Origin of the sequence: Paracoccus benzoatiresistens (assembly GCF_026913015.1) — a bacterium.
GTDB lineage: Bacteria > Pseudomonadota > Alphaproteobacteria > Rhodobacterales > Rhodobacteraceae > Paracoccus > Paracoccus benzoatiresistens.
In genome coordinates, this window is the sequence record NZ_JAPTYD010000006.1 from 132,852 (window position 1) to 156,564 (window position 23,713).

The 23,713-nt window shown below is 63.9% G+C and carries 28 protein-coding genes; 14 read left to right on the forward strand and 14 right to left on the reverse strand.

What is annotated here, in order from left to right; all coding sequences use genetic code 11:
- Window positions 1-27: 27 nt before the first annotated feature.
- The 3 genes from OU682_RS07115 to OU682_RS07125 are packed head-to-tail and all read right to left on the reverse strand — an operon-like array spanning window position 28 to window position 2,575.
- On the reverse strand, window positions 28-1,812 hold the full coding sequence (locus OU682_RS07115; protein WP_268941380.1) for a sensor histidine kinase: 1,785 nt from the start codon (window positions 1,810-1,812) through the stop codon (window positions 28-30).
- A 9-nt stretch (window positions 1,813-1,821) separates the two neighbouring features.
- Window positions 1,822-2,388 carry an RNA polymerase sigma factor gene (locus tag OU682_RS07120; protein WP_268941381.1) on the reverse strand — a complete coding sequence of 189 codons (567 nt, stop codon included), beginning with the start codon at window positions 2,386-2,388 and terminating at the stop codon, window positions 1,822-1,824.
- Window positions 2,389-2,428: 40 nt separating this feature from the next.
- Entirely contained in the window at window positions 2,429-2,575 is a 147-nt protein-coding gene (locus OU682_RS07125) for a NepR family anti-sigma factor (RefSeq protein WP_268941382.1), read from the reverse strand.
- 97 nt (window positions 2,576-2,672) lie between these two features.
- Here OU682_RS07125 and OU682_RS07130 point away from each other — a divergent pair, with 97 nt between their 5' ends.
- Window positions 2,673-3,479 (forward strand): response regulator, encoded by an 807-nt coding sequence (locus tag OU682_RS07130; protein WP_329609792.1) that lies wholly within the window; start codon window positions 2,673-2,675, stop codon window positions 3,477-3,479.
- A gap of 33 nt (window positions 3,480-3,512) precedes the next feature.
- Here OU682_RS07130 and OU682_RS07135 read toward each other — a convergent pair whose 3' ends face one another.
- From OU682_RS07135 to OU682_RS07150, 4 genes are read right to left on the reverse strand one after another with little or no spacing between them, the layout of a single operon-like run.
- Complete coding sequence (locus OU682_RS07135; protein ID WP_268941384.1) at window positions 3,513-4,403, reverse strand: YihY/virulence factor BrkB family protein; 891 nt, start codon at window positions 4,401-4,403, stop codon at window positions 3,513-3,515.
- A 58-nt stretch (window positions 4,404-4,461) separates the two neighbouring features.
- On the reverse strand, window positions 4,462-5,163 hold the full coding sequence (gene dnaQ, locus OU682_RS07140; protein WP_268941385.1) for a DNA polymerase III subunit epsilon: 702 nt from the start codon (window positions 5,161-5,163) through the stop codon (window positions 4,462-4,464).
- Window positions 5,156-5,743 carry a dephospho-CoA kinase gene (gene coaE / locus OU682_RS07145; protein WP_268941386.1) on the reverse strand — a complete coding sequence of 196 codons (588 nt, stop codon included), beginning with the start codon at window positions 5,741-5,743 and terminating at the stop codon, window positions 5,156-5,158. The genes dnaQ and coaE overlap by 8 nt, the downstream gene beginning before the upstream one ends.
- On the reverse strand, window positions 5,740-6,591 hold the full coding sequence (locus OU682_RS07150; RefSeq protein WP_268941387.1) for a shikimate dehydrogenase: 852 nt from the start codon (window positions 6,589-6,591) through the stop codon (window positions 5,740-5,742). Before OU682_RS07150 ends, coaE begins: the two co-directional genes overlap by 4 nt.
- A 457-nt stretch (window positions 6,592-7,048) precedes the next feature.
- Between OU682_RS07150 and OU682_RS07155 the strand changes: the two genes are divergently transcribed.
- The 7 genes from OU682_RS07155 (at window position 7,049) to OU682_RS07185 (ending at window position 14,305) form a co-directional block, all read left to right on the forward strand.
- A complete protein-coding gene (locus OU682_RS07155) occupies window positions 7,049-7,492 on the forward strand; it encodes a CopD family protein (protein ID WP_268941388.1) in 444 nt (147 codons plus the stop codon).
- 129 nt (window positions 7,493-7,621) lie between these two features.
- Window positions 7,622-8,893: a transcription termination factor Rho gene (rho, locus tag OU682_RS07160; RefSeq protein WP_268941389.1), complete on the forward strand. Its 1,272-nt coding sequence runs from the start codon at window positions 7,622-7,624 to the stop codon at window positions 8,891-8,893.
- 10 nt (window positions 8,894-8,903) lie between these two features.
- Window positions 8,904-10,169, forward strand: a complete 1,266-nt coding sequence (gene mnmE, locus OU682_RS07165; RefSeq protein ID WP_268941390.1) for a tRNA uridine-5-carboxymethylaminomethyl(34) synthesis GTPase MnmE — start codon at window positions 8,904-8,906, stop codon at window positions 10,167-10,169.
- Between the two features lie 9 nt (window positions 10,170-10,178).
- Window positions 10,179-12,038: a tRNA uridine-5-carboxymethylaminomethyl(34) synthesis enzyme MnmG gene (mnmG, locus tag OU682_RS07170; protein ID WP_268941391.1), complete on the forward strand. Its 1,860-nt coding sequence runs from the start codon at window positions 10,179-10,181 to the stop codon at window positions 12,036-12,038.
- Entirely contained in the window at window positions 12,035-12,631 is a 597-nt protein-coding gene (gene rsmG / locus OU682_RS07175) for a 16S rRNA (guanine(527)-N(7))-methyltransferase RsmG (protein ID WP_268941392.1), read from the forward strand. Before mnmG ends, rsmG begins: the two co-directional genes overlap by 4 nt.
- Entirely contained in the window at window positions 12,618-13,403 is a 786-nt protein-coding gene (locus OU682_RS07180) for a ParA family protein (RefSeq protein ID WP_268941393.1), read from the forward strand. Before rsmG ends, OU682_RS07180 begins: the two co-directional genes overlap by 14 nt.
- Window positions 13,403-14,305 carry a ParB/RepB/Spo0J family partition protein gene (locus OU682_RS07185; RefSeq protein ID WP_268941394.1) on the forward strand — a complete coding sequence of 301 codons (903 nt, stop codon included), beginning with the start codon at window positions 13,403-13,405 and terminating at the stop codon, window positions 14,303-14,305. The genes OU682_RS07180 and OU682_RS07185 overlap by 1 nt, the downstream gene beginning before the upstream one ends.
- Here OU682_RS07185 and OU682_RS07190 read toward each other — a convergent pair.
- The 5 genes from OU682_RS07190 to OU682_RS07210 are packed head-to-tail and all read right to left on the reverse strand — an operon-like array spanning window position 14,275 to window position 19,424.
- Window positions 14,275-14,844: a nucleotidyltransferase family protein gene (locus OU682_RS07190; RefSeq protein WP_268941395.1), complete on the reverse strand. Its 570-nt coding sequence runs from the start codon at window positions 14,842-14,844 to the stop codon at window positions 14,275-14,277. The genes OU682_RS07185 and OU682_RS07190 overlap by 31 nt on opposite strands.
- Entirely contained in the window at window positions 14,841-15,770 is a 930-nt protein-coding gene (locus OU682_RS07195; RefSeq protein WP_268941396.1) for an XdhC family protein, read from the reverse strand. Before OU682_RS07195 ends, OU682_RS07190 begins: the two co-directional genes overlap by 4 nt.
- Window positions 15,767-17,941, reverse strand: a complete 2,175-nt coding sequence (locus OU682_RS07200) for a xanthine dehydrogenase family protein molybdopterin-binding subunit (protein WP_268941397.1) — start codon at window positions 17,939-17,941, stop codon at window positions 15,767-15,769. The genes OU682_RS07195 and OU682_RS07200 overlap by 4 nt, the downstream gene beginning before the upstream one ends.
- Window positions 17,938-18,906 (reverse strand): FAD binding domain-containing protein, encoded by a 969-nt coding sequence (locus tag OU682_RS07205; protein WP_268941398.1) that lies wholly within the window; start codon window positions 18,904-18,906, stop codon window positions 17,938-17,940. Before OU682_RS07205 ends, OU682_RS07200 begins: the two co-directional genes overlap by 4 nt.
- Window positions 18,903-19,424 carry a 2Fe-2S iron-sulfur cluster-binding protein gene (locus tag OU682_RS07210; RefSeq protein ID WP_268941399.1) on the reverse strand — a complete coding sequence of 174 codons (522 nt, stop codon included), beginning with the start codon at window positions 19,422-19,424 and terminating at the stop codon, window positions 18,903-18,905. Before OU682_RS07210 ends, OU682_RS07205 begins: the two co-directional genes overlap by 4 nt.
- 141 nt (window positions 19,425-19,565) lie before the next feature.
- On the opposite strand from OU682_RS07210, the gene OU682_RS07215 reads away from it, so the two are divergent.
- Window positions 19,566-19,832 (forward strand): hypothetical protein, encoded by a 267-nt coding sequence (locus OU682_RS07215; protein WP_268941400.1) that lies wholly within the window; start codon window positions 19,566-19,568, stop codon window positions 19,830-19,832.
- A 22-nt stretch (window positions 19,833-19,854) separates the two neighbouring features.
- Here the strand turns inward: OU682_RS07215 and OU682_RS07220 are convergent, their stop codons facing one another.
- Together OU682_RS07220 and OU682_RS07225 are read right to left on the reverse strand one after the other, a co-directional pair.
- Window positions 19,855-20,160: a hypothetical protein gene (locus OU682_RS07220; protein ID WP_268941401.1), complete on the reverse strand. Its 306-nt coding sequence runs from the start codon at window positions 20,158-20,160 to the stop codon at window positions 19,855-19,857.
- Window positions 20,161-20,760: a phosphatase PAP2 family protein gene (locus tag OU682_RS07225; RefSeq protein WP_268941402.1), complete on the reverse strand. Its 600-nt coding sequence runs from the start codon at window positions 20,758-20,760 to the stop codon at window positions 20,161-20,163.
- Between the two features lie 116 nt (window positions 20,761-20,876).
- On the opposite strand from OU682_RS07225, the gene OU682_RS07230 reads away from it, so the two are divergent.
- The 5 genes from OU682_RS07230 to OU682_RS07250 are packed head-to-tail and all read left to right on the forward strand — an operon-like array spanning window position 20,877 to window position 23,453.
- Window positions 20,877-21,113 carry a hypothetical protein gene (locus tag OU682_RS07230; RefSeq protein WP_268941403.1) on the forward strand — a complete coding sequence of 79 codons (237 nt, stop codon included), beginning with the start codon at window positions 20,877-20,879 and terminating at the stop codon, window positions 21,111-21,113.
- A gap of 4 nt (window positions 21,114-21,117) precedes the next feature.
- The gene (locus OU682_RS07235; protein ID WP_268941404.1) at window positions 21,118-21,318 is read left to right on the forward strand and encodes a hypothetical protein; all 201 of its coding nucleotides are present in this window, start codon (window positions 21,118-21,120) and stop codon (window positions 21,316-21,318) included.
- A gap of 13 nt (window positions 21,319-21,331) precedes the next feature.
- Window positions 21,332-21,487 (forward strand): hypothetical protein, encoded by a 156-nt coding sequence (locus OU682_RS07240; protein WP_268941405.1) that lies wholly within the window; start codon window positions 21,332-21,334, stop codon window positions 21,485-21,487.
- Entirely contained in the window at window positions 21,488-22,789 is a 1,302-nt protein-coding gene (locus OU682_RS07245; RefSeq protein ID WP_268941406.1) for an erythromycin esterase family protein, read from the forward strand. It begins immediately after the preceding gene.
- 1 nt (window position 22,790) lies between these two features.
- Window positions 22,791-23,453, forward strand: coding sequence for a phosphoribosyltransferase (locus OU682_RS07250; protein WP_268941407.1), 663 nt, complete (start codon window positions 22,791-22,793; stop codon window positions 23,451-23,453).
- The last annotated feature ends 260 nt before the right edge of the window (window positions 23,454-23,713 follow it).

Sequence of the window (23,713 nt, forward strand, 5' to 3'; positions counted from 1 at the left end):
TCCCCGGATCGCCATGGCTGGACGGCCTTAATGCTGCGCCCCTGGCCGTGCCGCAGAGGTCAGGACGACATTGCGCGTTTCGGCCAGGGTGTTGGCCCGCTCGATGCCGAAGTGCAGGCGCAGCACGAAGCTGTTGCCTTCCACGCCCGCAGTGGCCTGACCTTCAAGCTGGGTGGTGAAGGCCTCGATCAATTGGCTGCCAAGCCCGGTTCCTTCGGACTGGCGGGAATTGGCACCGATCGAATTGGCGACTTCCAGAAGGCCCTGGCCGGGGGCGACGGTCGCCAGATCCACCCTGACCCAGGGCGCGGCCTCACCCGGAGCGACGCCCGCGTATTTCATCGCATTGGTGAAGGCTTCGGTCGCCAGAAGCGACAAGGGCACCGCCTGGTCCGGCAGAAGGACCAGGGTTTCGATATTGGTCTCGATCCGCAGGTTGCTGCCCGGCTCGACCGAGGCATTGACCATCTGGTTGATGATGTCGCAGATCAGGCGCCCGGCCTCGACCGCGTCCAGATGCTCGGCCTGGTACAGGTTGCGATAGATAGTCGCCAGGGCGGCGACCCGGTCCTGGACCGAGCGCAGCACGCGCTTGGCGTCGGGATCGTCGATCACCCGGCTCTGCATGTTGATGATGGAGGCGATCAACTGCAGGTTGTTCTTGACCCGATGATGGACCTCTTTCAGCAGCACCGTCTTTTCGGCGACGGCTTCCTCCATCGCTTCCTCGTCGCGGATCAGGATGCGCGCCATGTTGTGGAATGTCTGGCTAACGTCACAGATCTCGGTCGGCGCATCGGCCAGGATGGCGGGCGGTTCCGTGCGGTTGCCGATGGCAAAGCGGCGCATCTGGCTACGCAGCACGGTGATGTGGCGCAACACCATGCGGAACACGGCGAAATAGGCGACGGCCAGCGACACAAGCCACAGCGCCATCGGAATCGTCACCGCGCCAAAGCGCGAAATCTGGAACAGCCCGACCCCCGCGGTCCGGGGCGACCAGCTGCCAAGCGCATAGACAAGGCCGGGCACCGCCGGCACGACGGTGAAGATGCGCGTCTGGCCATTGCCGGCCCTAGCCCGGAAGGTCGTCTCGGTCCCCGACAGCAGGCTGACCAGTTCGACATTCTGCGGCAGGATGTCGACGATGCTGGTCTCGGCGTCGGTATCCGAGGTCAGGATCTCGCCCCGCTGGTTGAAGGTCACGATCCGCGCGCCATTGCCGCCCGTATTGAGGTTATGGGTCGACCGCAGAAGTTCGTTCGTCAGCGACAGGCTGATATAACCCAGCATCTCGCTGTCGCGGTAAAGCGGCTGCATCACCAGCACCACCGGACGCCCGCTGACTGTTCCCCGTTCCACCGAAGTCACCAGCGTCCCCGGAGCGGCCATGAACTTCCGGAAGCCGTCGGCCTGGCTGAAATCGAGCGGCAGGCTGCTTCCCGAGGAATTGCAGCTGCTCTGCCCGTCCAGCGCCACGAAGCCCGCAAAGACATAAGTGGCGCTGCGTTCGATGAAATTGCGCAACAGTTCGGAACAAACCTGCGGACGCTCCATCGCGTCCAGCACGGCGGGACCAAGCGCATCGGCCGATCCGATGGCGCTTTGCAGAAGCGCCCGTTCACCCGCCGCAGCCGAGGCGGTGCGGCCCAGAAGCGCGATCTCGACCCCGCGCTCGGCCTCGGCCACCAGATTGAAGTTCTGGATCAGAGAGATCAGGCCCAGCGGCAGAATGGCAACCGACAGCAGGGCACCAAGCCGGAAGCCCAGCTTGCGCGTGAAATCCAGACGGTCGCTGATCCGCCGGAACACCGGCCCCCCTTAGCGCGCGATGGTGTGGCTGGACGCCATGACGGCCAGGGTGGCCTGATCGGTCATGTCCAGTTCCTCACCGCTTTCCAGATGCAGCAGTTCCGCGAGTTTCCGCCGCCCCCGATTGGCCCGCGACTTGACGGTGCCGATGGCGACGCCGGTCATGTCGGCCGCCTCCTCGTAGGAAAAGCCCGAGGCGCCGACAAGGATCAGCGCCTCGCGCTGTTCGTCCGGCAGCTGCGCAAAGGCCACACGGAAGTCCTTGAGCGCCAGCCTGCCGTCATGTTCGGGACGCGTCGCCTGGCGGGCGGCATGGATGCCGTCGCTGTCGCTGACCTCGCGCTTGGTCTTGCGGCGGGCCGAATAGAAGGTGTTGCGCAGGATGGTGAACAGCCAGGCCCGCAGGTTGGTGCCCGCCTGGAACTTGTCCATGTTTGTCCAGGCCTTGACGATGGTGTCCTGCACCAGATCGTCGGCAGACGCCCCTTCGCGTGTCAGCGACAAGGCAAAGGCACGCAACGCCGGCAGGTGATCCACCAGTTGGTCGCGCGGATCCGTCATCGCGGATTTTTTCATTCTGTTACCGTCCACCGTCGCGTCGTCGCGTTCAAGGATATCACTTCTGGTCGCGCAGCTGTTCAAGAAGGGCCAGAAAGCGATCAGGAATCTGCTCGGTCACGTCCTGCTCATAGACGCGGCGCAGGTTCTCGTCGATCTGCTTCTCGACTGCCGCCTTGCGACGATCATCTCGCTTCGATGTCATTACTTTGTTAGTCCCGGAAATCTTGTGCGCACGTTGCCCAACCTGTAGGGGTTGAGATAGGTTCCGCGCAATATGCGAAATGCGAAGGATGAGAGATATGTCGTCAGCCGACCTGGCCCAATCCATCGGGCGCGAGCTGCCCTATCTGCGCCGCTATGCGCGCGCGTTGACCGGCAGCCAGCGTGCCGGTGACAACTATGCCGCCGCCACGCTGGAGGCGATCCTGTCGGACCGGTCGATCCTGCTGGAAGAAGACGATACCCGGATCGGCCTGTTCCGCACATTCCACGCGATCTGGCAAAGCTCGGGCCAGCCCGTGGACGATTCCAACCGCACCACGCGCGAGATGCGCGCCCAGGATCACCTGCGCAACCTGACCGCCAATTCGCGCGAAGCCCTGCTGCTGCGCACGATCGAGGAGCTGCGCTTTGACCAGATCGGCCGGGTGATGCAGGTCGACGAGGCCGAGGCCGAGGAACTGGTCCGGATCGCCCTGAACGAGATGAGCGCGTCCATGCGCGGCAAGGTCATGGTGATCGAGGACGAGATGATCATCGCCATGGACCTGAAGGGCATCGTCCAGGCCATGGGCCACGAGGTGACGGGCGTCGCCCGCACCCATTCCGCCGCCATCGAGCTGGCCGGCCAGAGCCGTCCGGACCTGATCCTGGCCGATATCCAGCTGGCCGACGGATCTTCGGGCATCGACGCCGTGAACGAACTGCTGCGCGACATGGGCGACATCCCGGTGATCTTCATCACCGCCTTCCCCGAACGGCTGCTGACCGGCGAACGGCCCGAACCGGCCTTCCTGATCTCGAAACCCTACAACGAGGAGCAGGTGCGGTCCGCCGTCAGCCAGGCGATGTTCTTCGCCTCGACCGAGGGGCTGGACGCGGCGTAAGGCAGGGCATCCTTGAGACATGGAGGCGGCGGGTCATTCCGCCGCCTTTTTCACGTCTTCGAGCAGCGAAGCGCGAGCCTCGCGCGCGGCGCGGACCCGGCGGCGGCGGGCCAGTTCCACATTCATCAGCGCCCCCAGCAGCACCGAGAAGCCCGCCAGATAGAACCACATCAGCAGCGCCACCACCGTGCCGATTGAGCCGTAGATCCGGTTGTAGCTGTTGAAGCTGCTGAGATAGGCGGAAAACGCGACCGACGCCGCCGCCCACAGGAAGGCCGCGAAAACGGCGCCCCAGGTAAAGATCGGGGTCCGCGGCGTCTTCACGTTCGGGCCGTACCGGTAAAGGATGCCGATGCCCAGGATCACGATCAGGAACATCGCGCCCCAGGGCAGACCGGCAACCAGCCAGCCGCGCACCTGTTCGAAGACCTGGAAGTTCAGCAGGATCGGGACGATCACGATGGTCGCAAGCCCGGCCAGCGATATGCCCACGATTGCCAGCGTCAGCGCATAGGCCAGCATGAAGCTGAAGACCGTCGAATGGGACCGGACACCATAGGCGGCGTTCAGACCGCCGACCACCGCCTCGACCCCCGCGCGGGCGGCGACGGTGGCCACCATGAAGGACACGAAGGACGTCCAGCCCACCGATGTGCGCCCGGCCGAGGTCAGGGACAGGACCTGCGCGTCGATCAGGTCCGCCGCACCCTCGGGCAGGAATTCATGGGCCACGTCCAGATAGGTCATGATGACGGTTGGATCGAACCACAGGCTCCACAGGGCGATGATGGCGGCAAGGCCCGGAAAGACCGCAAACATCGCATAGAAGGCCACGCCTGCGGCGATCAGGCCCATGTGGATCTTGTCCATGCGTTCGAAGACCGCACCCCAGAAGGACCAGATGTCGCGCAGGATGTTCAGCATCGGCAGCATTGCCCCTGAGGTCGGCCTGTCGTCATGGCGTCACCGGCGCCCCCCGCTGTCAACCTGTATAGCGCGCCCAGACCGCCGTTTCGCCAAGCCGTGCGACAAATTCGGCATGGGCCGCGGCCTCGGCTTCGGTCAGACGCGGGGGCAAGGGTTGCGGGCGCGGGGCGCGGGGGCCTGCGTCGGTGCTCTGCGCACCGGTGGCTGTGCCGCGGCCGGGCTGGTCCAGCACCAGATCCGGCTGGCGGCCGCCGATCAGCTCCAGATAAACCTCGGCCAGAAGCTCGCTGTCCAGCAGGGCGCCGTGCAACTGCCGGTTCGAGTTGTCGATGCCGAAGCGGCGGCACAGCGCGTCCAGCGATGCGGGGGCGCCCGGAAACTTCTCCCGCGCAAGGGCAAGGGTGTCGAGCGCACGGGACCAGGGCAGGACGGGATGGCCCGCGCGCTTCAGTTCGGCATTCAGGAATTTCATGTCGAAACTGGCATTGTGGATCACCAGCCGGGCATCGTCGCCGATGAAATCGATGAAGTCCCGGGCGATTTCCGCGAACTTCGGCTTGTCGCGCAGGAAATCGTCGCCCAGGCCGTGTACCTCGAAGGCGTCCTTGGGCATGGACCGTTCGGGGTTGATATAGACGTGGTAGGTCCGGCCTGTGGGCAGGTGGTTCACAAGCTCGATCCCGCCGATCTCGACGATGCGGTCGTCCTTGTCCGCATCGAAACCGGTGGTTTCGGTATCCATCACGATCTCACGCACGGGCGGCAATCTCCTTCACGATCCGGTCCACGGCCTGGCGGGCGGCATCCAGGCTTTCGGTCGGGATGATCCAGTCGGCCCGCGCCCGCTTGTCGGCATCCGGCATCTGCCGCGACAGGATCAGGGCCAGCAGGTCTTCCGTCATGCCCGGCCGCGCCATCACCCGCCGCCGCTGCGTTTCCGCATCGGCCGAGACGACTGCCACGCCATCCATCAGTGCCTGATAGCCGTTTTCATAAAGCAGCGGAATATCCAGAACGACCAGAGGCGCGTCGGCATGGCGCGCGGCAAAGGCCTCTCGGTCGGCGGCCACGATGGGATGGACGATGGCCGAAAGGCGATCCAGCGCGGCGCGATCATCGGCAATCGCGGCCTTCAGCGCTGCCCGGTCGATGCGGCCGTCCCGCAGGGCCGAGGGGAAGGCTGCCGCGACCGGCCCGACCGCGGCACCACCGGGCGCATAAAGGCGATGGACCGCCTGATCGGCGTCCCAGACCGGATGGCCAAGGTCGCGGAACATCTGGGCGGTGGTGGACTTGCCCATGCCGATGCTGCCGGTCAGGCCAAGGCGGAAGGTCATTCCAGCACGGCCCGGCGCAGGTCGTCGTCAACCTCGGGGCGGCGGCCGAACCAGCGCTCGAATCCGGGCGCCGCCTGATGCAGCAGCATTCCCAGGCCATCGACCACGCGGCAGCCGCGCGCCTGCGCGTCCAGCAGGAAGGGCGTCATCAGCGGGGTATAGACCAGGTCGGTGACAAGCGCGTCGGGCGACAGTGCGTCCAGCGGCAGGCGCAGGGGCTGCTTGCCCTCCATCCCCAGCGAGGTCGCGTTGACCACGGTGGTGGCGCCGTCCAGCATGTTGCCCGCCTGCGCCCAGTCATAGACGACCAGACGCGCGCCGAATTCGGCCTTGATCTGTTCGGACCGGATGCGGGTGCGATTGGTGATGCGCAACTCCTTCACGCCGCTGTCCAGAAGCGAGGCCACGACCGCACGCGCCGCACCTCCGGCGCCGATCACCGCGGCAGGCCCCGCATCGGCCTGCCAGTCGGGCGCGTTCTGCCGCAGGTTGGCGATGAAGCCATAGCCATCGGTGTTGTCGGCGTGGATTTTTCCATCCGGCCGGAAGATCAGGGTGTTGGCCGCCCCGATCAGGGCCGCGCGGTCGGTCACGGCATCGGCCAGGGCCAGCACGGCCTCCTTGTGGGGAATGGTGACATTGATGCCGACGAAACCCAGCCGGGGCAGGGCGCGCAGCACCTCGGCCAGGTGTTCGGGCATGACGGGCATGGGAACGTAGTGCCCGGCGATGCCATAGCGCCGCAGCCAATGTCCGTGAAGGCGCGGCGACCGGGAATGCGCGATCGGCATGCCGATGACGCCGGCAAGCGGAACATCGGCGGAGAGGCTTGGCTGGTCGTCGGTCATCATCGCATCCTTGGCTTTGGCTGGCAGACTAAGCCCATGGGTGCGCGGAAAAAAGCGGCCTTTCGCGGCAATCAGGCGTTCCTTGCGGCCTTGTGGATAAGATCCGGGGGGAATCGGGTCGAATCATGGGGGCATGAAACGGACTGCGAAAGACCTGCAAAAGAGACCCCAGAACTTCCCCCGAACGGCTGCCTTCGGCCCACACGTGGATAAGCGACAGGCTTCGCAGGGCGGGTTTGTGGAGAAGTCTTCCACGGGCCACCAATCCCCATATTTATCCACACATCAACCCCATGCAAATAAAGGATATTCTGTCGTTTCGCGACAATAATCCAGAAGTTATCCACAAGGGGCAGATCAGTGGGTAGATCGGAGGATTTCTTCTTTATCCTTTTATCCACAGGCCCTACAGCAACATCATCCTTTATTCTTCTCTTTCTATTTAAGAAGGACGCCGATGACGGACTGGCTTGTGCCGATCTATCCCTATGCCAAGGCTTTCCACGTCATGGCGGTGATTTCCTGGATGGCGGGGCTGTTCTACCTGCCCCGGCTGTTCGTCTATCACGCCGAACGCGGGCAGGCGCCCGAGCCCTCGGGCAGCTTTGCGGTCATGGAGGACAAGCTTCTGCGGCTGATCATGAACCCGGCCATGATCGCGACATGGCTCAGCGGGCTGTGCCTGGTGCTGACGCCGGGCATCGTGGACTGGTCGATGGTCTGGCCCTGGACCAAGGCAGCCTGCGTCATGGCGATGACCTGGTTTCACATGTGGTGTGCAGGCCAGCGCCGCGCGCTGCTGGCCAGCCAGGGCCACCCGGGGCGGCGCTATCGCATGATGAACGAGGTGCCGACGCTGCTGATGGTCGGCATCGTCCTGTCGGTGATCGTCAAGTTCTGACGGCTTGTCGTTGACTCACGGGGCGATGCTGACTATTTCCACACCAAGCCCGGCCGTCCGGCACGGGGATTCCCGATCCATATCCTATCCAGCCGCGCGGCCAGACCGTGCGGGATCCGCGGTGACATCATGACCGAAGAACGCCTCAACCTGTCCGAACTCAAGGCCAAGAGCCCGGCCGACCTGCTGTCCATGGCCGAGGAATGGGAGATCGAGAACGCCTCGACCATGCGCAAGGGCGAGATGATGTTCCAGCTGCTGAAGGAACATGCCGAGGAAGGCGTGGAGATCGGCGGCGACGGCGTGCTGGAGGTCGTGCAGGACGGCTTCGGCTTCCTGCGGTCCACCGCAGCGAACTATCTGCCCGGTCCCGACGACATCTATGTCAGCCCCGACATGATCCGCCAGCATTCCCTGCGCACCGGCGACACGGTCGAGGGCGTGATCCGCGCGCCCGGCGAGAACGAGCGTTACTTCGCCCTGACCAAGGTGGAACGGATCAATTTCGAGGATCCCGAGAAGGCCCGCCACAAGGTCGCCTTCGACAACCTGACGCCGCTTTATCCAAACGAGCGGCTGAAGATGGAGGTCGAGGATCCGACCATCAAGGACCGCTCGGCCCGGATCATCGACCTGGTGGCGCCCATCGGCAAGGGCCAGCGGTCGCTGATCGTGGCGCCCCCACGCACCGGCAAGACGGTGTTGCTGCAGAACATCGCCCATTCGATCGAGCGCAACCACCCCGAGTGCTACCTGATCGTCCTGCTGATCGACGAACGCCCGGAAGAGGTGACCGACATGCAGCGGTCGGTGAAGGGCGAGGTCATTTCTTCGACCTTTGACGAGCCGGCAAGCCGGCACGTTGCCGTGTCCGAGATGGTGATCGAGAAAGCCAAGCGGCTGGTCGAGCATAAACGAGATGTTGTTATTCTTCTGGATTCCATCACAAGACTCGGTAGGGCCTTCAACACCGTTGTGCCAAGTTCCGGTAAAGTTCTGACTGGCGGCGTCGATGCGAATGCCTTGCAGCGCCCCAAGCGATTCTTCGGGGCCGCCCGGAACATCGAGGAAGGCGGGTCCTTGACGATCATTGCGACTGCGCTGATCGATACCGGGTCGCGCATGGACGAGGTGATCTTCGAGGAATTCAAGGGCACCGGCAATAGCGAGATCGTGCTAGATCGCAAGGTGGCCGACAAGCGCGTCTTCCCGGCGATGGATATCCTCAAGTCCGGCACGCGGAAAGAAGAACTGCTGGTCGAATCGAAGGATCTGCAAAAGACCTATCTGCTGCGCCGCATCCTCAACCCCATGGGCACGACCGATGCGATCGAGTTCCTGATCTCGAAGCTGAAGCAGACCAAGTCGAATGGGGAATTCTTCGACTCGATGAACGCCTGACGAGGCTGCCATGGACCTGATCTTTGCCGAAGCCACCCCGTCCGGACGGGGTGGCGTTTCCGTTATTCGGATCAGCGGAGACGGTGCAAGATCCGTCGCCGAGCAATTGGCGGGACCGCTGCCGAAGCCGCGCCACGCCTATCTCCGTGATATCGCCGATGATGTGACAGTTCTGGACCGTGCCTTGGTCATGTGGTTCGAGGCAGGGCACAGTTTCACGGGCGAGGAGGTGGTGGAAATCCACCTGCACGGTGCGCCGGTCATCGTCCGACGGCTGGGTCAGTTGCTTGGTTCGGTTGGCGTTCGGCTGGCCGAGGCTGGCGAATTTACCAGGCGGGCCTTCCTGAACGGCAAGATGGACTTGTCCGAGGTCGAAGGTTTGGGTGATCTTCTGGCGGCTGAAACGGAATCGCAGCGCCTCGCGGCGCTTCGGATGAGCAGTGGCGAGCTTGCCAGGAAGGCTGAGGGCTGGCGGTCGCTGCTGATCCGTGCAGGAGCCTTGGTGGAAAGCAGTGTCGATTTCGCCGATGAGGATGTGCCGGACGAGGTTCCCGAGGAGGTCTTCGACCTGCTGGAGCAGTTCACAAACGAACTGGATCTGCAGATCGGAGGCTATGCTGCGGCTGAACGCATCCGCAACGGCTTCGAGGTGGCAGTCATCGGCCCGCCCAATGCCGGCAAGTCGAGCCTGATCAACCGCATTGCACGGCGAGAGGTGGCTCTTGTATCGGATATTCCCGGGACAACACGAGACATCATCGAATTGCGCCTGGACCTGAAGGGCTTGGCGGTCACGTTGCTGGATACTGCCGGCATGCGGGACGCGCAGGACAAGATCGAAGGCTTGGGTATTGATCGCGCGCGTGCCCGGGCAGCGGCTTCGGATCTGCGCTTGCATCTGTCGCCGGATGGCCAAGCGGACGAGGACCTTTGGCGGGAAGGGGATCTTGTGATCACCAGCAAGGCTGATCTGGGCAGTTCGGAAGGCGGATTTGCAGTGTCGTCCTTGACCGGGGTAGGTCTTGATGCTCTCTTGGACCAGATGTTTGATCGTCTGTCCCAGCGGGTGGCTGGTGCTGCGCTGGTCAGCCACGAACGACAGTTGAACGCCTTGATCTCTGCACGGGAAGTGGTCGGTAGCATTAAGGGTCCGGAACCCGAATTGGTTGCTGAAGCGATCAGGCAAGCGTCCTCCTCACTGGACCAACTGCTTGGCAGAATTGGTGCGGAAGACTATCTGGATGTCATCTTTCAATCCTTTTGTATCGGCAAGTAGGTGTTTCACGTGAAACAATACAATGTAATCGTCATCGGCGCAGGTCACGCGGGCTTGGAGGCTGCTGCAGCTTCTGCCCGTATGGGCGCTAGGACGGCGCTTGTTACAATGCGTCAAGAAGATATTGGTACGCTGTCCTGCAATCCGGCGATTGGAGGCTTGGGCAAGGGCCATCTGGTGCGGGAAATCGACGCGCTGGATGGACTGATGGGTTGCATCGCCGACCGTGCGGGGATTCAGTTTCGTTTGCTGAACAGGAAAAAAGGACCTGCAGTACAAGGTCCTCGCGCCCAGATGGATCGCAAGCTCTATCGCGCAGCAGCGTTTGAGGCAATTTCGAAGCTGCCTAACTTGGACTTGATCTTTGGCGAGGTCGCTGCTTTAGCCGGAAATGAAGCCTCGGTTTCTGGTATCGAACTGTCCGATGGTTCAATCCTGCAAGCGACCGCTATTGTTCTGACTACCGGGACATTCCTGAACGGTGTTATCCATATCGGCGACGTCAGTCGTCCTGCAGGTCGCTGGGGTAATCAGGCATCAAACCGGCTCGCAGATTCTCTCCGCCGCTATGATCTACCTCTGGGACGCTTGAAGACCGGAACGCCGCCGCGTCTGGATGGCCGGACCATCAATTGGGACATCCTGCAGAAGCAGCTAGGAGATGGTGAACCTGCTCTGTTCTCCTATCTTAGCAACGGGGTCCATGCTCGGCAGATTTCGTGCGGGATCACGTACACAAACCAAACGACTCACGAAATTATCCGCCAGAACCTTTCTAGATCAGCAATGTATGGCGGACACATCTCGGGCCGAGGCCCTCGCTATTGTCCTTCAATCGAGGACAAGGTTCTCCGCTTTGCGGACAAGGAGTCTCACCAGATCTTTCTTGAACCCGAGGGCTTGGACGATCACACTGTCTATCCAAATGGAATTTCGACTTCTCTGCCGGCGGATACCCAGTTGGCTTATGTTCGAAGCATCACTGGTTTGGAGCGTGCTGAAATCTTGCAGCCGGGATATGCCGTGGAATACGACTACGTCGATCCGCGGGCGCTGGAGCCAACGCTGCAATTGAAGAATGTAGCCCGTCTGTATCTTGCAGGGCAGATCAATGGCACGACAGGCTACGAGGAAGCTGGCGCACAAGGCCTTGTTGCAGGTATCAACGCGGCGCTCTCGGCGCTGGACAGGGAAGCCGTAACGTTCAGCCGGGCCGATAGCTATATTGGCGTCATGATCGATGATCTGACTACGCGTGGTGTGACGGAACCTTATCGCATGTTCACTTCTCGCGCTGAATTCCGGCTAAGCTTGCGCGCAGACAATGCCGATCAGCGGTTGACGCCCATGGGGATAAGGCTGGGTTGTATTGGGGAAACTCGGCGCGATGCTTTTCATCTGCGGCAACAAGCGTACGAACGGGCCCGGACGGTCTTGGAAGAAGCAACTTATACACCCACAGCATTGGCCGAGGCAGGCATCCTGGTTCGACAAGATGGTCAAGCACGCTCGGCCTTTTCGCTCCTGGGGCAATCAGATATCGACTTTGATGTTCTGACGAAACTGCTACCCTTGATGAGCAATATTCCCGAGAAAACGCTAAATCAGCTGCGGAATGATGCGCTCTATCATCAATACACGGCTCGTCAACTGCGGGACGCAGAACTGTTGCGCAACGACGAGGCAATCTACCTGCCTGCTCATCTGGATTACGCTGCCGTGTCAGGGCTCTCGAATGAGTTGAAGGCAAAGCTGATCGCGGCTCGACCTTTGTCGCTTGCGGCAGCAGCCAAGATCGAGGGTATGACGCCTGCTGCCCTTACTCTGCTGATGGCGGTATCTCGCTCTGCAGCGCGACGGAAAGCATGACTGTTCCACGTGAAACATTAGAACGTTTGAAGATCTACCAGGATCTACTTCTTCGCTGGAATAGTCGGATCAATCTTGTGGCTCCTGCCTCTGTGCATGATATTCAGACGCGTCACATCGATGACTGCCTTCAGGTTTCCGAACTGGCTGACGCCTCCGCAGGACACTGGATAGACCTGGGAAGCGGTGGAGGGCTGCCGGGTCTCGTCCTTGCCATTGCCAAAGCAGAAACGGACCTGGTATTTACTCTGGTAGAAAGTGACCAGCGAAAGGCAGCATTTCTGCGAACAGTAATTCGTGAGACAGGCCTCTCCAACACAAGTGTTGTGGCTAAGCGCATCGAGGCACTTTCCCCCCTGAATGCTGCTTATGCCAGCGCTCGGGCCCTTGCTCCGCTGCGCCAGCTTGTGGCATATCTTCACCTGCATCTGGAACCGACAGGAACAGCCTTTCTGATGAAAGGACGGCAGTGGCAGGCGGAAGTCGAGGATGCCAGAAAGGAATGGGTCTTTGATTGTCTTGCCCATCCCAGTCGGACCCAGGAAGGCGCAGCGACATTGGAAATAAGCGGAGTCTCTCATGGCGCAAAGTAGCGTCGTTGCCATTGCCAACCAGAAGGGTGGGGTCGGCAAGACGACCACGGCAATCAACCTGGGCGCGGCTTTGGCAATGGATGGCCATCGGACAATCCTGATCGACCTTGATCCGCAGGGAAATGCATCCACTGGCTTGGGTATCGATGTCGAACAGCGGAACAAGACCGTCTACGACCTGCTGGCCGGTCCCGAATCCTTGGAAGACTGCTGGATGCCGACACCAATCCAGAACCTCCGCATCGTTCCTGCCACTCCGGATCTGTCCTCGGCAGATGTCGATCTGGCCCAGACCAAGGATCGCACTAGGCTGCTGCAGCGCAAGCTCGAACAGGCGCCACAGGGAAGCATCATCCTGATTGACTGTCCGCCGGCCTTGGGCCTGCTGACCTTGAACGCCATGATTGCAGCCGACGGGGTGCTGGTGCCTCTTCAGGCGGAATTCTATGCCTTAGAGGGTCTGTCACAGCTGCTGACCACGGTGAAGCATGTCCGTCAAAGCGGGAATCCGAATCTCCGCGTCAACGGTGTCCTCTTGACCATGTCAGATTACCGGAACAACCTGTCCCAGCAGGTCGAGGCTGATGCGCGCGCCACCTTGGGCGATCTGGTCTTTCCCACTGTCATTCCCCGGAACGTGCGCGTGTCCGAGGCGCCATCCTTCGCGCAGCCCGTCTTGCTCTACGATCCCGCCTCCAAGGGAAGTGCTGCCTATCGCCAGTTCGCGACCGAATTCGCCGCCCGCTTGAAACTCTCTAAGGAGGAAGCCTGATGTCCGAAAGCAAACTTGCCAAGCGTGGCTTGGGTCGCGGCCTTTCGGCCCTGATGGCGGATCTGGATCTGGATGGACCGGCCGAAGCGAAGCCGGTCAAGGACCGCACCCTGATCCCGATCGAACAGATCACCGCCAATCCGGACCAGCCCCGGCGCAGCTTTGATGCGGCATCCTTGCAGGAACTGGCGGACTCCTTGCGGCAGCGCGGCGTCTTGCAGCCTTTGATCGTGCGCAGGCATCCCCAGGATGAAGGGCTTTACCAGATCGTCGCTGGCGAAAGGCGCTGGCGTGCGGCCCAGATGGCCCAGCTGCACGAGCTTCCCGTCATCATCCGGGACTTGTCCGACACCGAGGTGCTGGAAGTCGCCATCATCGAAAACATCCAGCGCGCGGATCTGAATGCAATCGAGGAAGCCGCGTCCTATCGGCAGTTGATGGATCGCTTTGGCCACACCCAGGAAAGGCTGGCCGAGGCCCTGAACAAAAGCCGCAGCCATATTGCGAACCTGCTTCGTCTTCTGAGCCTGCCTGACCAGGTGCAGGACTATCTCAAGGATGGCAAGCTGACGGCAGGTCATGCCCGTGCGTTGATCACCGCCGACAATCCGGCCGCGCTTGCGCGGCGCGTGATCGACAACGGTCTGTCGGTCCGGGAAACCGAAGATCTTGTGCGCAAGCAGACAAAGACCGCAAAGGATGGAGAAACTGCAAAATTCTCGCGCGGTTCAGAGAAGGATGCGGATACGCGCGCGCTCGAAGCGGACCTGGCTGCGCAGTTGAAGATGGCAGTGACGATCAGCCATACAGCTTCTGGTAGTGGAACGATCACCATCGGGTATCGCGACCTTGAACAGCTTGACCGGCTGTGTCAGGTTCTCGGCGGGGTCGGCAGATCCTGATTTAGCCTATCCTCTTGATATTCTAGGATATCCTGTGGGACATCCACGTCTTTCACCATATCCTCTGATACGACGACCCGATGCAGGCCGGGCAGGGACCGCAGAAGATTCCCCGCACCCCGATCTCCTGTCAGCTTTTCCAGATCAGGAAAGATCGCGTGCGGAATCAGGGCAGGCGGGCAGATACGGGTCCGGTCGGTCGTGGCCGCGGGTGCGGGCGAAGCAGCGATCTGGTGCAACAGGCCCGCATCGACATGCGGCATGTCCGCCAGGACGACCAAGGCCGGGCCCTCTGCAACCTGGTGCAGCCCGACGCGCAGAGAGTCGGATTGGAGCCCGCTGCTGTAGACAATCTTGAACTCGGGCAACAGCCTTGCCACTGCCGGATCCGAGACGACCGCCACAGCCGGAAGTCCTGTCTGGAGAATGGCATCGGCCGCATGCCGAACAAGCGGCTTGTTCCGGTAGACCGCCTGCAACTTGCATGCTGCACCAAAGCGCCTGGACCGTCCCGCAGCCAGCAACACCACCGTTGTCATGCGGCCGCCAGCAGGACCTCGGCCAGGACCGAGACCGCAAGGACGCGCGGGTTGCGGGCGGAAGGGATCAAGCCGATCGGGCCTTTCAGCCGGTCCAGACCATCGCTCACGCCGCGCTCGCGCAGCGATGCCAGACGTTTGTCACGCGCGCGCAGCGACCCTTGGGCGCCGATGTAAAAGGCCGGCGATTCCAGCGCCCGGGCGAGGATTGGCGGCTCCCAGTCGTGGTCATGAAAGAACAGAATCACGGCGCTGCGGTCATCGATGGCCAGATCGGTGGGCAGCGCCGGCCAATGCAGCAGCCTGGTCATAGCGCCCGTGACCTCGGCTTGGGCGATGGTGGCCGGATCAGGCGTCAGTAGCAGATGGGGGTACCCCGCCGCATGGACGAGGCCGGCGAAAACCGCGGCCTCGGGGCCTTGGCCAAAGATCAGGAAGCGCGGCGGGGGCACCAGCAGGATGCGAAAGCCATCCGCCGTAGGGCCGGTCGCACCCGGGTCGCCTCGGCGCAGCGCAAGGTCATGGGTGACGACCAAGCCGACAGGCTGGCGGCGGGCACGGGCCTCGGCGATCTCGGCCAGAAGTTGCGGGCAGGGGCGGGGTATCAGGGTGATTTCCAAGCCCCCGCCGCAGGGCAGCTGCAGGTCGAACCAGGGCGATCCCTCGCCATAGCGGACCACCCGTGGCCCATCCTGCAAGGATTGCTGCGCATGGCGGGCCAGATCGGTTTCGATGCAGCCGGAACTCAGCGAACCGACGTGACGATCCCCGCAAAAGGCCATGATCTCGCCCAAGGGACGATAGGAGGGACCCGTGATGCCGGTGATGATCGCCAGAACGGAATCAGGGCATTCCAGCGCAGCCGTCAGCGGATCGCCGGAAAGTTCGACCTGCCGGGTATCTGGTGCAGGGTCGCTTCGCATCATGGCTCCAATCCGGCGATGATCTTGTCAGGGGTCGCAGGCAGGTCGCGGACCCGCGCGCCGCAAGCATTGTGGATCGCGTTCAGCACCGCCGCGCCGGCGCCGCAGATGCCAAGCTCTCCCAATCCCTTGGCCTGAAGGGGACCGACATAAGCGTCGCGTTCGGGCAGGAAATGCACGTCCAGCGACGGGACATCGGCATGGCTGGGGATGTGGTATTCGGCCAGATCGCGGCTGACGGCGTGGCCGTCGCGGGGGTCGTGCTCCATCGCCTCGGTCAGGGCGATGCCGATTCCGAAGGTCATGCCGCCCAGGCATTGCGAGCGCGCGGTCTTTTCGTTCAGCACCCGCCCGCAGGCAAAGACGCCCATCATGCGGCGGACGCGCACCTCTCCGGTCCAGCGGTTGACGGCGACCTCGGCCCAATGGCTGCCCCAGGTCGCCTGGCGATGGGACTTTTCGGTCTTGCCGGGTTGCAGGTGGCCTTCGCCGGTGATGGTGCCATCGACCAGTTCAGATAGGGACTTCGCGACATTGCCCGCGCGCGCCATGCCGTCCTGCAAGGTCAGGTCGCGTTCGTCGCAGCCCATGGCCTTGGCGATCTGCTGCCGGATTTCCTCGCAGGCCAGGAAGACGGAGTTGCCGCTGGAAGCCGCGCCGAAGGATCCACCCGAGCCCGAAGCCGGGGGAAACTGCGTGTCGCCCAGCCGGACCTCGACGCGGTCGGTCGGCAGGCCCAGCATCTCGGCGGCAAGCTGGCCCAGGATCGTATAGGTGCCGGTGCCGATATCGGTCATGTCTGTTTCGACAATGGCCGTGCCGTCCTGGACCAGCGTGACCTTGGCCCGCGATTCCTGCAGCATGTTGACCCGGACGGCGGCAGCCATGCCCATGCCGATGAACCATTCGCCCTCAAGGCGCTGTCCGGGCGCACGGCGCCCGGACCAGCCAAAACGTTCCGCGCCTTCGCGCAGGGCCTCGGCCAGCTTGTGGCTGGAAAAGGGGCGTTCGGTGGTCGGCTCGACATCGGGAATGTTCTTCAGGCGCAGTTCCACCGGATCAATCCCGGCCAGTTCGGCCAGCTCGTCCATGGCGCATTCGAAAACCGTGACGCCTACGGCCTCTCCCGGTGCCCGCACCGAACCCGCGCAACCGCGATGAATGCGGGCGACGGCATGGACCACCTGCCGATGAGCGGCCTGATAGGTGAAGGGCGTGGCCTGGGCGACGGGTTCCGTGAATTCGCTGCCGGGCAGGTTCGACACCAGGACCTCGTGGCCGATGCCGTTCAGGCGGCCCGCCGCGTCGCAGGCCAGGCGAATCCGCTGGCGGGTTTCGGACCGGCGATGCGCCAGGTCGAAGACCTGCTGGCGGGTCATGGCGACCATCACCGGCCGGCCCAGTTCCTTGGCGGCAATGGCCGCAGCCACGGCCTCGGCGTTGATGCCCAGCTTTGATCCGAAGCCGCCGCCGACATAGGGGGACAGAAGCCGCAGCTTGCTTTCGCGGATACCCAGGGCGTCGGCCATCTGCTTGCGGTTCGACGACAGCATCTGCAGGGCAGCCCGGATCGTCACGCTGTCGCCATCCCATTCGGCGATCGCGGCATGGGGTTCCATGGCGGCCGACATCTGCGACGGCGTGCGCCAGACCTGATCCAGGGTAAAGGCCGCCTCGCGCATGGCCTTGTCCACGTCGCCCGCCGCGGATTGCTTTTTCGGCGGCAGTTCGGGCGTGACCGATTCCGGATCGACCGGCACGGCCTCCGGCTTGTAGCGGACGACGATGTTCTGGGCGGCGTGGCGGGCGGCCTCGAAGGTCTCGGCCACCACCAGGGCGATCGACTGGCCCATGTACTCGATCCGGTCCGGGCCCGAGGTCGGGCCCTTCTCGTCCAAGCCCTGCGCGGCATAGCGGATCATGCGCTTGTCCTGGATCACGGCCAGGGCGCCCGGGGCGTCCCCGATCTCCAGCACCTTGCCTGCCGGCACGGATGCCTGGACCAGCACGCCATAGGCCATGTTCGCGGGCCGGGCCTCGGCGGCATAGGTGGCGCGGCCCGTGACCTTCAGGGGCCCTTCCAGACGGTTCAGGGGCTGGCCGATGACGCCTTGCGCCATATGGTCCAGACGGTTGTCGTGGTTCGGGCCATCGACCCGCAGATGCCGTGTCATGCCTGGGCCTCCATTCCGGTCGTGTCGCGCAGGGTCGCATTCAAGGTGCGGCGCAGCAGGGGGATCTTGAACTGGTTTTCGCCGTGACCCTGCGCCGGCTGCAGCAGGATTTCTGCCGCTTCGGCGAACAGCGCGTCCGAGGGTTCCTGTCCGGTCAGCAGCTTTTCGATCTCGGGGTTCCGCCAGGGCTTGTGTGCGACCCCGCCAAAGGCCAGCGCCGCATGGCTGATGCGGCCCCCGTCCATGCCGATGATGGCCGCCACGGACACCAGCGCAAAGGCATAGGAAGCCCGGTCCCGCACCTTGCGATAGCGCTGCTGGCCTCCGACGGGGGCGGGCAGGATCACGGCGGTGATGATCTCGCCGGGTTGCAGGACGGTTTCGACATGCGGCGTATCGCCCGGCAGCAGGTGGAAATCCGCCAAGGGCACGCGGCGGGGGGAGGGGCCGTCGATCTCCACCACCGCGTCGAGCGCGCGCAGCGCCACGGCCATGTCGCCGGGATAGGTGGCGATGCAGTGCTCGGACGCGCCCAGGATGGCGTGGTTGCGCGTCACACCGCCGATGGCCGAACAGCCTGCGCCCGGCTCTCGCTTGTTGCAGGGCATGCGGCGGTCGTAGAAATAAGGGCAGCGGGTCCGCTGCATCAGGTTTCCGCCGGTTGTCGCCATGTTGCGCAACTGTCCGCTGGCCCCTGCCAGCAGCGCGCGCGACAGCACCGGATAATGGCGACGGATGGTCGGATGCGCAGCCAGATCGCTGTTCCTGACCAGGGCACCGATTCGCAGGCCGTCGCCGTCGGGTTCGATCCGGTCCAGATCCAGCCGGGTGATGTCCACCAGGGCCTCGGGGGCCATGACCTCGAGCTTCATCAGGTCCAGCAGATTGGTTCCGCCCGCGATGATCGTCGCGCCGGATGGCAGATCCGCGACCGAGGCCGCGCGGTGAAAGGCGAATTCTTTCATGCCGCGTCCTCGTGCCGGGTTTCCTGGGCCGCCTGCCGGATGGCCGCGACGATGTTGCTGTAGGCGGCGCAGCGGCACAGGTTGCCGCTCATCCGCTCGGCGATCTCGGCATGGGTCAGGTCAAAGGGAGCGTCGAGGGAATCGGACGCATGGCTGGGCCAGCCTGCCGCGATCTCCTCCAGCATGCCGGTGGCCGAACAGATCTGGCCGGGCGTGCAATAGCCGCATTGATAGCCGTCATGGTCCAGGAACTGCTGCTGCAAGGGGGACAGGTTGCCCGGGGTGCCCAGGCCCTCGATGGTGGTGATGTCGCGGTCCTCGACCATGCAGGCCAGCGTCAGGCAGGAATTGATCCGCCGCCCGTCCATCAGCACCGTGCAGGCGCCGCATTGGCCATGGTCGCAACCCTTCTTGGTGCCGGTCAATCCCAGGTGATGGCGAAGCGCGTCCAGAAGCGTGGTTCGGGGATCCACATCCAGATGATGCGATGTGCCGTTCAGGTGAAGCGTGATCTGCATGAATCCCTCGGTGCTGGCATGGCGGCTGACAGCGCTTCAACGGCCAAGCCGCCGCCCCGTTCCCTGCAAGGCACGCTTTCCGCCAGCGGAACGACAGGGCGGTGGGGGCGTTTGATCGCGACAGAACCCCGGAGGCACACCATGTCCACATCGAACACCACCCAAGACCACGACACGATCCGCGAATGGGCGGAAGCGCGCGACGGCCATCCGGCCATGGTCGAGACCAAGGGTGAAGGCGGCATCCTGCGCATCGACTTCGGCGAGCCCGAGGAAGGGCTGACCCGGATCTCCTGGGATGAGTTCTTCGAGATCTTCGACGAGAACGGGCTGCATTTCCTGTATCAGGACGAAACGGCCGGCGGCGACACCAGCCGTTTCAACAAGTTCGTCTCGGAAGGCAAGTAAGGGTTTGGGGGCAGGGCGCCGCTCAGCGCCGCGCGATGTCCTGCCCGCCCATCTCGCGGAAGGCGCCTTCGACGATCTCGACCTGGGCCTGGGCCACATCGGCCGAGACCTTGACGGCGCCGCGCAGGGGGGCGTCTTCCGCCGCGTCCCCCTTGTTCGCATCGCCGCCGGATATCCGGTTGCCCGCCGTATTGTTCTCGCCTTCGGCCTCGGCAAAGATGTCCGCGCGGTTCAATCCGTGCTGCTGGACCAGATGCTCGATGGCATAATCGGCGGCTTCGCGCGTCTCGAACCGGGCCGAGACGGATGTGGTGGCGTTGTCTGACATTCAGTTCTCCTTTTTCGAAATTCCGGGCAGCAGGCAATCAACCGCCCAGGCCGCGGCCAGGCCCAGGGCCGCGCCTGCGGCGACATCGATCGGGTAATGCTTGGCCCGCGGGATCTGCACCGCCGCGATCAGCGCGGCAAAGCCCGTCACGGGCACCGACAGGTCCGGCAGATCGGCCGCGACCACCCTGGCAACCGCGACCGCCCCGGCCGTGTGGCCCGAGGGAAACGAGGTGTCATGCCTGCCCTCGGTTTCTCCCGGCTCGAACTGGTAATCACGATTCCTGACCATTTCCTCGGGACGGGTGCGGCGCAGGCGGTTCTTGATGCGGCGCTTGACGACATTGGCCAGCACATGCGCGGCCATCATCCGCACGCCGGTGCGCGCGATGTCGGGTCGCCTGCCCAGGAGGCCGCCCGCGATGACCAGCCCGCAGACCGTGCCCAGGGGCATCTGGTCCGCCAGTTCGCTGGCCTCGCCCAGGGTCTTGACCAAAGGGTGATGGCGGTGGCGGGCCGCGGCTTTCGCAGCCTCGATGTCCATCCGCTCCAGCCCCTCGGTCTGGGCGGCGGGATCGTCGGGCGCGGTCTGGTCGTGCATGTTTGGCATGCCCCGGTAACGGCGGGCGCAAGCCCCGGTTCCCCCCTGGGTGGAACAATCGCCGCGCCGCGCGGTTTTCCCTCACGCCACCACCGATACGAAACGGAGGATCGAGAATGGCAAATGCAAGCAAGAAGAAGTTCGGCGCAGGCCAGCAGGACCAGGGAAAGGGCGACGGCACCGGCGGCATGTCCCCCGACATGCCCGACCAGCTGCCCGACAACGAGATCCTGTCGAACCGCGACAAGTCGCGCCATTCCGACCAGCGGGGCCTCGATTCCCGTCACGTCGACACCGAGCAGCTTCACGATCATGTCGGCAACCGCGACGGCGATGCCGATCAGGGGGAATGACGCCATGTCCAGCAAGCATCCCAAGACAGATCAGCCGTCCGACAAGGACCTGCAGGACGATCCGGGCATCGGCCGGTCCAAGGGCATGCCCGGTCCCGGCGATCCGCCCATCGGCGGCGACAACACCTTCGAAGGCTACGTGCTGAACGACACCACCCCCCAGGGCGGCATCGATCCGGACCAGCGCGGCCGCACCAACAAGTGAAGGAGTCGGAACCATGGTCGGCAAGAAGACCAAGGACCAGCAGCAGCGCATCATCGAAAAGCGCGTCGATACGACCAATGCGGATCCCGATTTCGACCCGCGCCCAGACCTGAAGGCCTCGGACAAGCGCGAGGCCCAGAAGGACGAAGACGAGGCGAAAGAGGGCTAGATGCCCACGGGCAAAGATTCCGCCCAGGCGATTGCCGGCGGCTGCATCCCGCTGCCGCCGCCGGATGATGGTGATTTCGGCGCGCTGGCCGACCGGTGGGCGGATTGCCGCGTCCTGATGCTGGGCGAGGCGAGCCATGGCACCGCCGAATTCTACGCGGCCCGTTCGGCGATCACCCGCCGCATGATCGAACATCATGGCGTCAGGATCGTCGCGGTCGAGGCCGACTGGCCCGATGCGGCGGTTCTGGACCGTCATGTCCGCGGTCTTCCGCCCCGTGAAGGCGCCGAGGAGCCGTTTCAAAGGTTTCCCCGCTGGATGTGGCGCAACACCCATGTCGCCCGGCTGGTGGCCTGGATGCGCGACTGGAATCGGGGCCGGGATCCCGGGGATCAGGTCGGGTTCTATGGCCTCGACATGTACAACCTTTCCGCCTCGATCCGGGCCGTGCTGGATTACCTGGACAGCACCGACCCCGAGGCCGCCGCCGTCGCGCGGCAGCGCTATGGCTGCCTGGAACCCTGGACCGAACAGCCTGCCGCCTATGGCCGCCTTGCCGGCAGCGGCTATCACAAATGCGAACAGGCTGTCGTCCAGCAATGCCGCGAATTGTTGGCCCGGGCCCTGGAAGGCCGGGACCAGCTGGATGCGGCCCAGAACGCCCGGCTTGTCGCCTCGGCCGAACGTTACTACCGCGTCATGTACCAGGGCGGGGCCGAGTCCTGGAACCTGCGCGACAGCCACATGGTCGAGACGCTGGACCATCTGCTGCAGGCGGGCGGGACGGAAGCCAGGGCCGTGGTCTGGGCGCATAACTCGCATATCGGCGATGCACGCCAGACCGAGATGGGCAGCCGCCTTGGCGAGCACAACCTGGGCCAGCTTGCCCGCGAACGTTGGGGGTCGGGCGTTGTCCTGGTCGGCTTCGGCACCGACCGCGGCACCGTCACGGCGGCAAGCGACTGGGACGCGGCGGCCGAGGTCAAGACCGTCCTGCCGTCCCGTTCCGACAGCTTCGAGCGCCTTTGCCGCGACAGCGGCATCGACCGATTCCTGCTGGACTTTCGTGATGATCGGGATCTGGCCGCGCAACTGTCGCGGCCCTTGCTGCAACGCTTCATCGGCGTGATCTACCGGCCGGAAAGCGAACGGCTCAGCCACTACATGCAGGCCAATGCGGGGCGGCAATACGATGGCTGGATCTGGTTCGAACAGACGCAGGCGCTGTTCACCGTGGGGGACGGGGGCCGACAGCCCGACCTGCAGCACGACCTGCCCGACACCTGGCCCTTCGGCCTGTGACATGTCTGGCCTGAACAACAGCCTCTTTTCCGACCGGGTCGATGCCGGACGGCAGCTGGCGGATCGCCTTGCGCCCTACCATGGTCAGGAATGCGTCGTTCTTGCCCTGCCGCGCGGAGGCGTGCCGGTCGCGCTGCCGGTGGCGCGGAAGCTGAAGGCTCCGCTGGACGTGCTGTTCGTGCGCAAGATCGGGGCGCCGGGCTATCCCGAATTCGCCATCGGCGCGGTCGTGGACGGCGACAATCCGCAAGTCGTGATGAACGAGGGCGTGCCGTCCCGTCTTGCCGCCGATGGCTACCTGCAAACCGAGGTGCCGCGCCTGCTGCAGGAAATCGACCGGCGCAGGAAGCTCTATCTTGGCGACCGCAGGCCTGTCCCGATCGGGGGAAGGACCGCCATCGTGGTCGATGACGGCATCGCCACCGGCGCCACGATGCGCGCCGGGCTTCTGGGCCTGGAGCGGCAGAACCCCGCCCGGATCGTGGTTGCCGTGCCTGTCGCCCCCGCCGAGGCCCTGGACCGGCTGCGGGGGGTTGCGGATGACATCGTCTGCCTGCGCACCCCGGATCCCTTTCGCGCGGTCGGTCTGCATTATCGCGACTTCGCGCAGGTCAGCGATGCCGAGGTGGTGGCTGCCCTGCGCGAGGGAAGCCCCGACGAATAAGGCCCGGGCGGGCCCGTCCTCCATCTGCCGGGTGCGCAGTGGGTCTGCCGGGCGTTGCAGGGCCAGTCCCCGTCTCACCGGGGGTCTGTTCCCCAGCAGGCGCCACGGCTTTCTCTTGCCTTTCGCCAGCGTAAGGGTTTTCGTGGAATTCAGACCGCGCCGGCCTTGCAAGCCAGCCACATTATCCGGAGCCCCGCCATGTCCCTTGACCTCAACCAGAACGACCTGTCCCATGTCGTTGCCGCCGACCGGGCGCATGT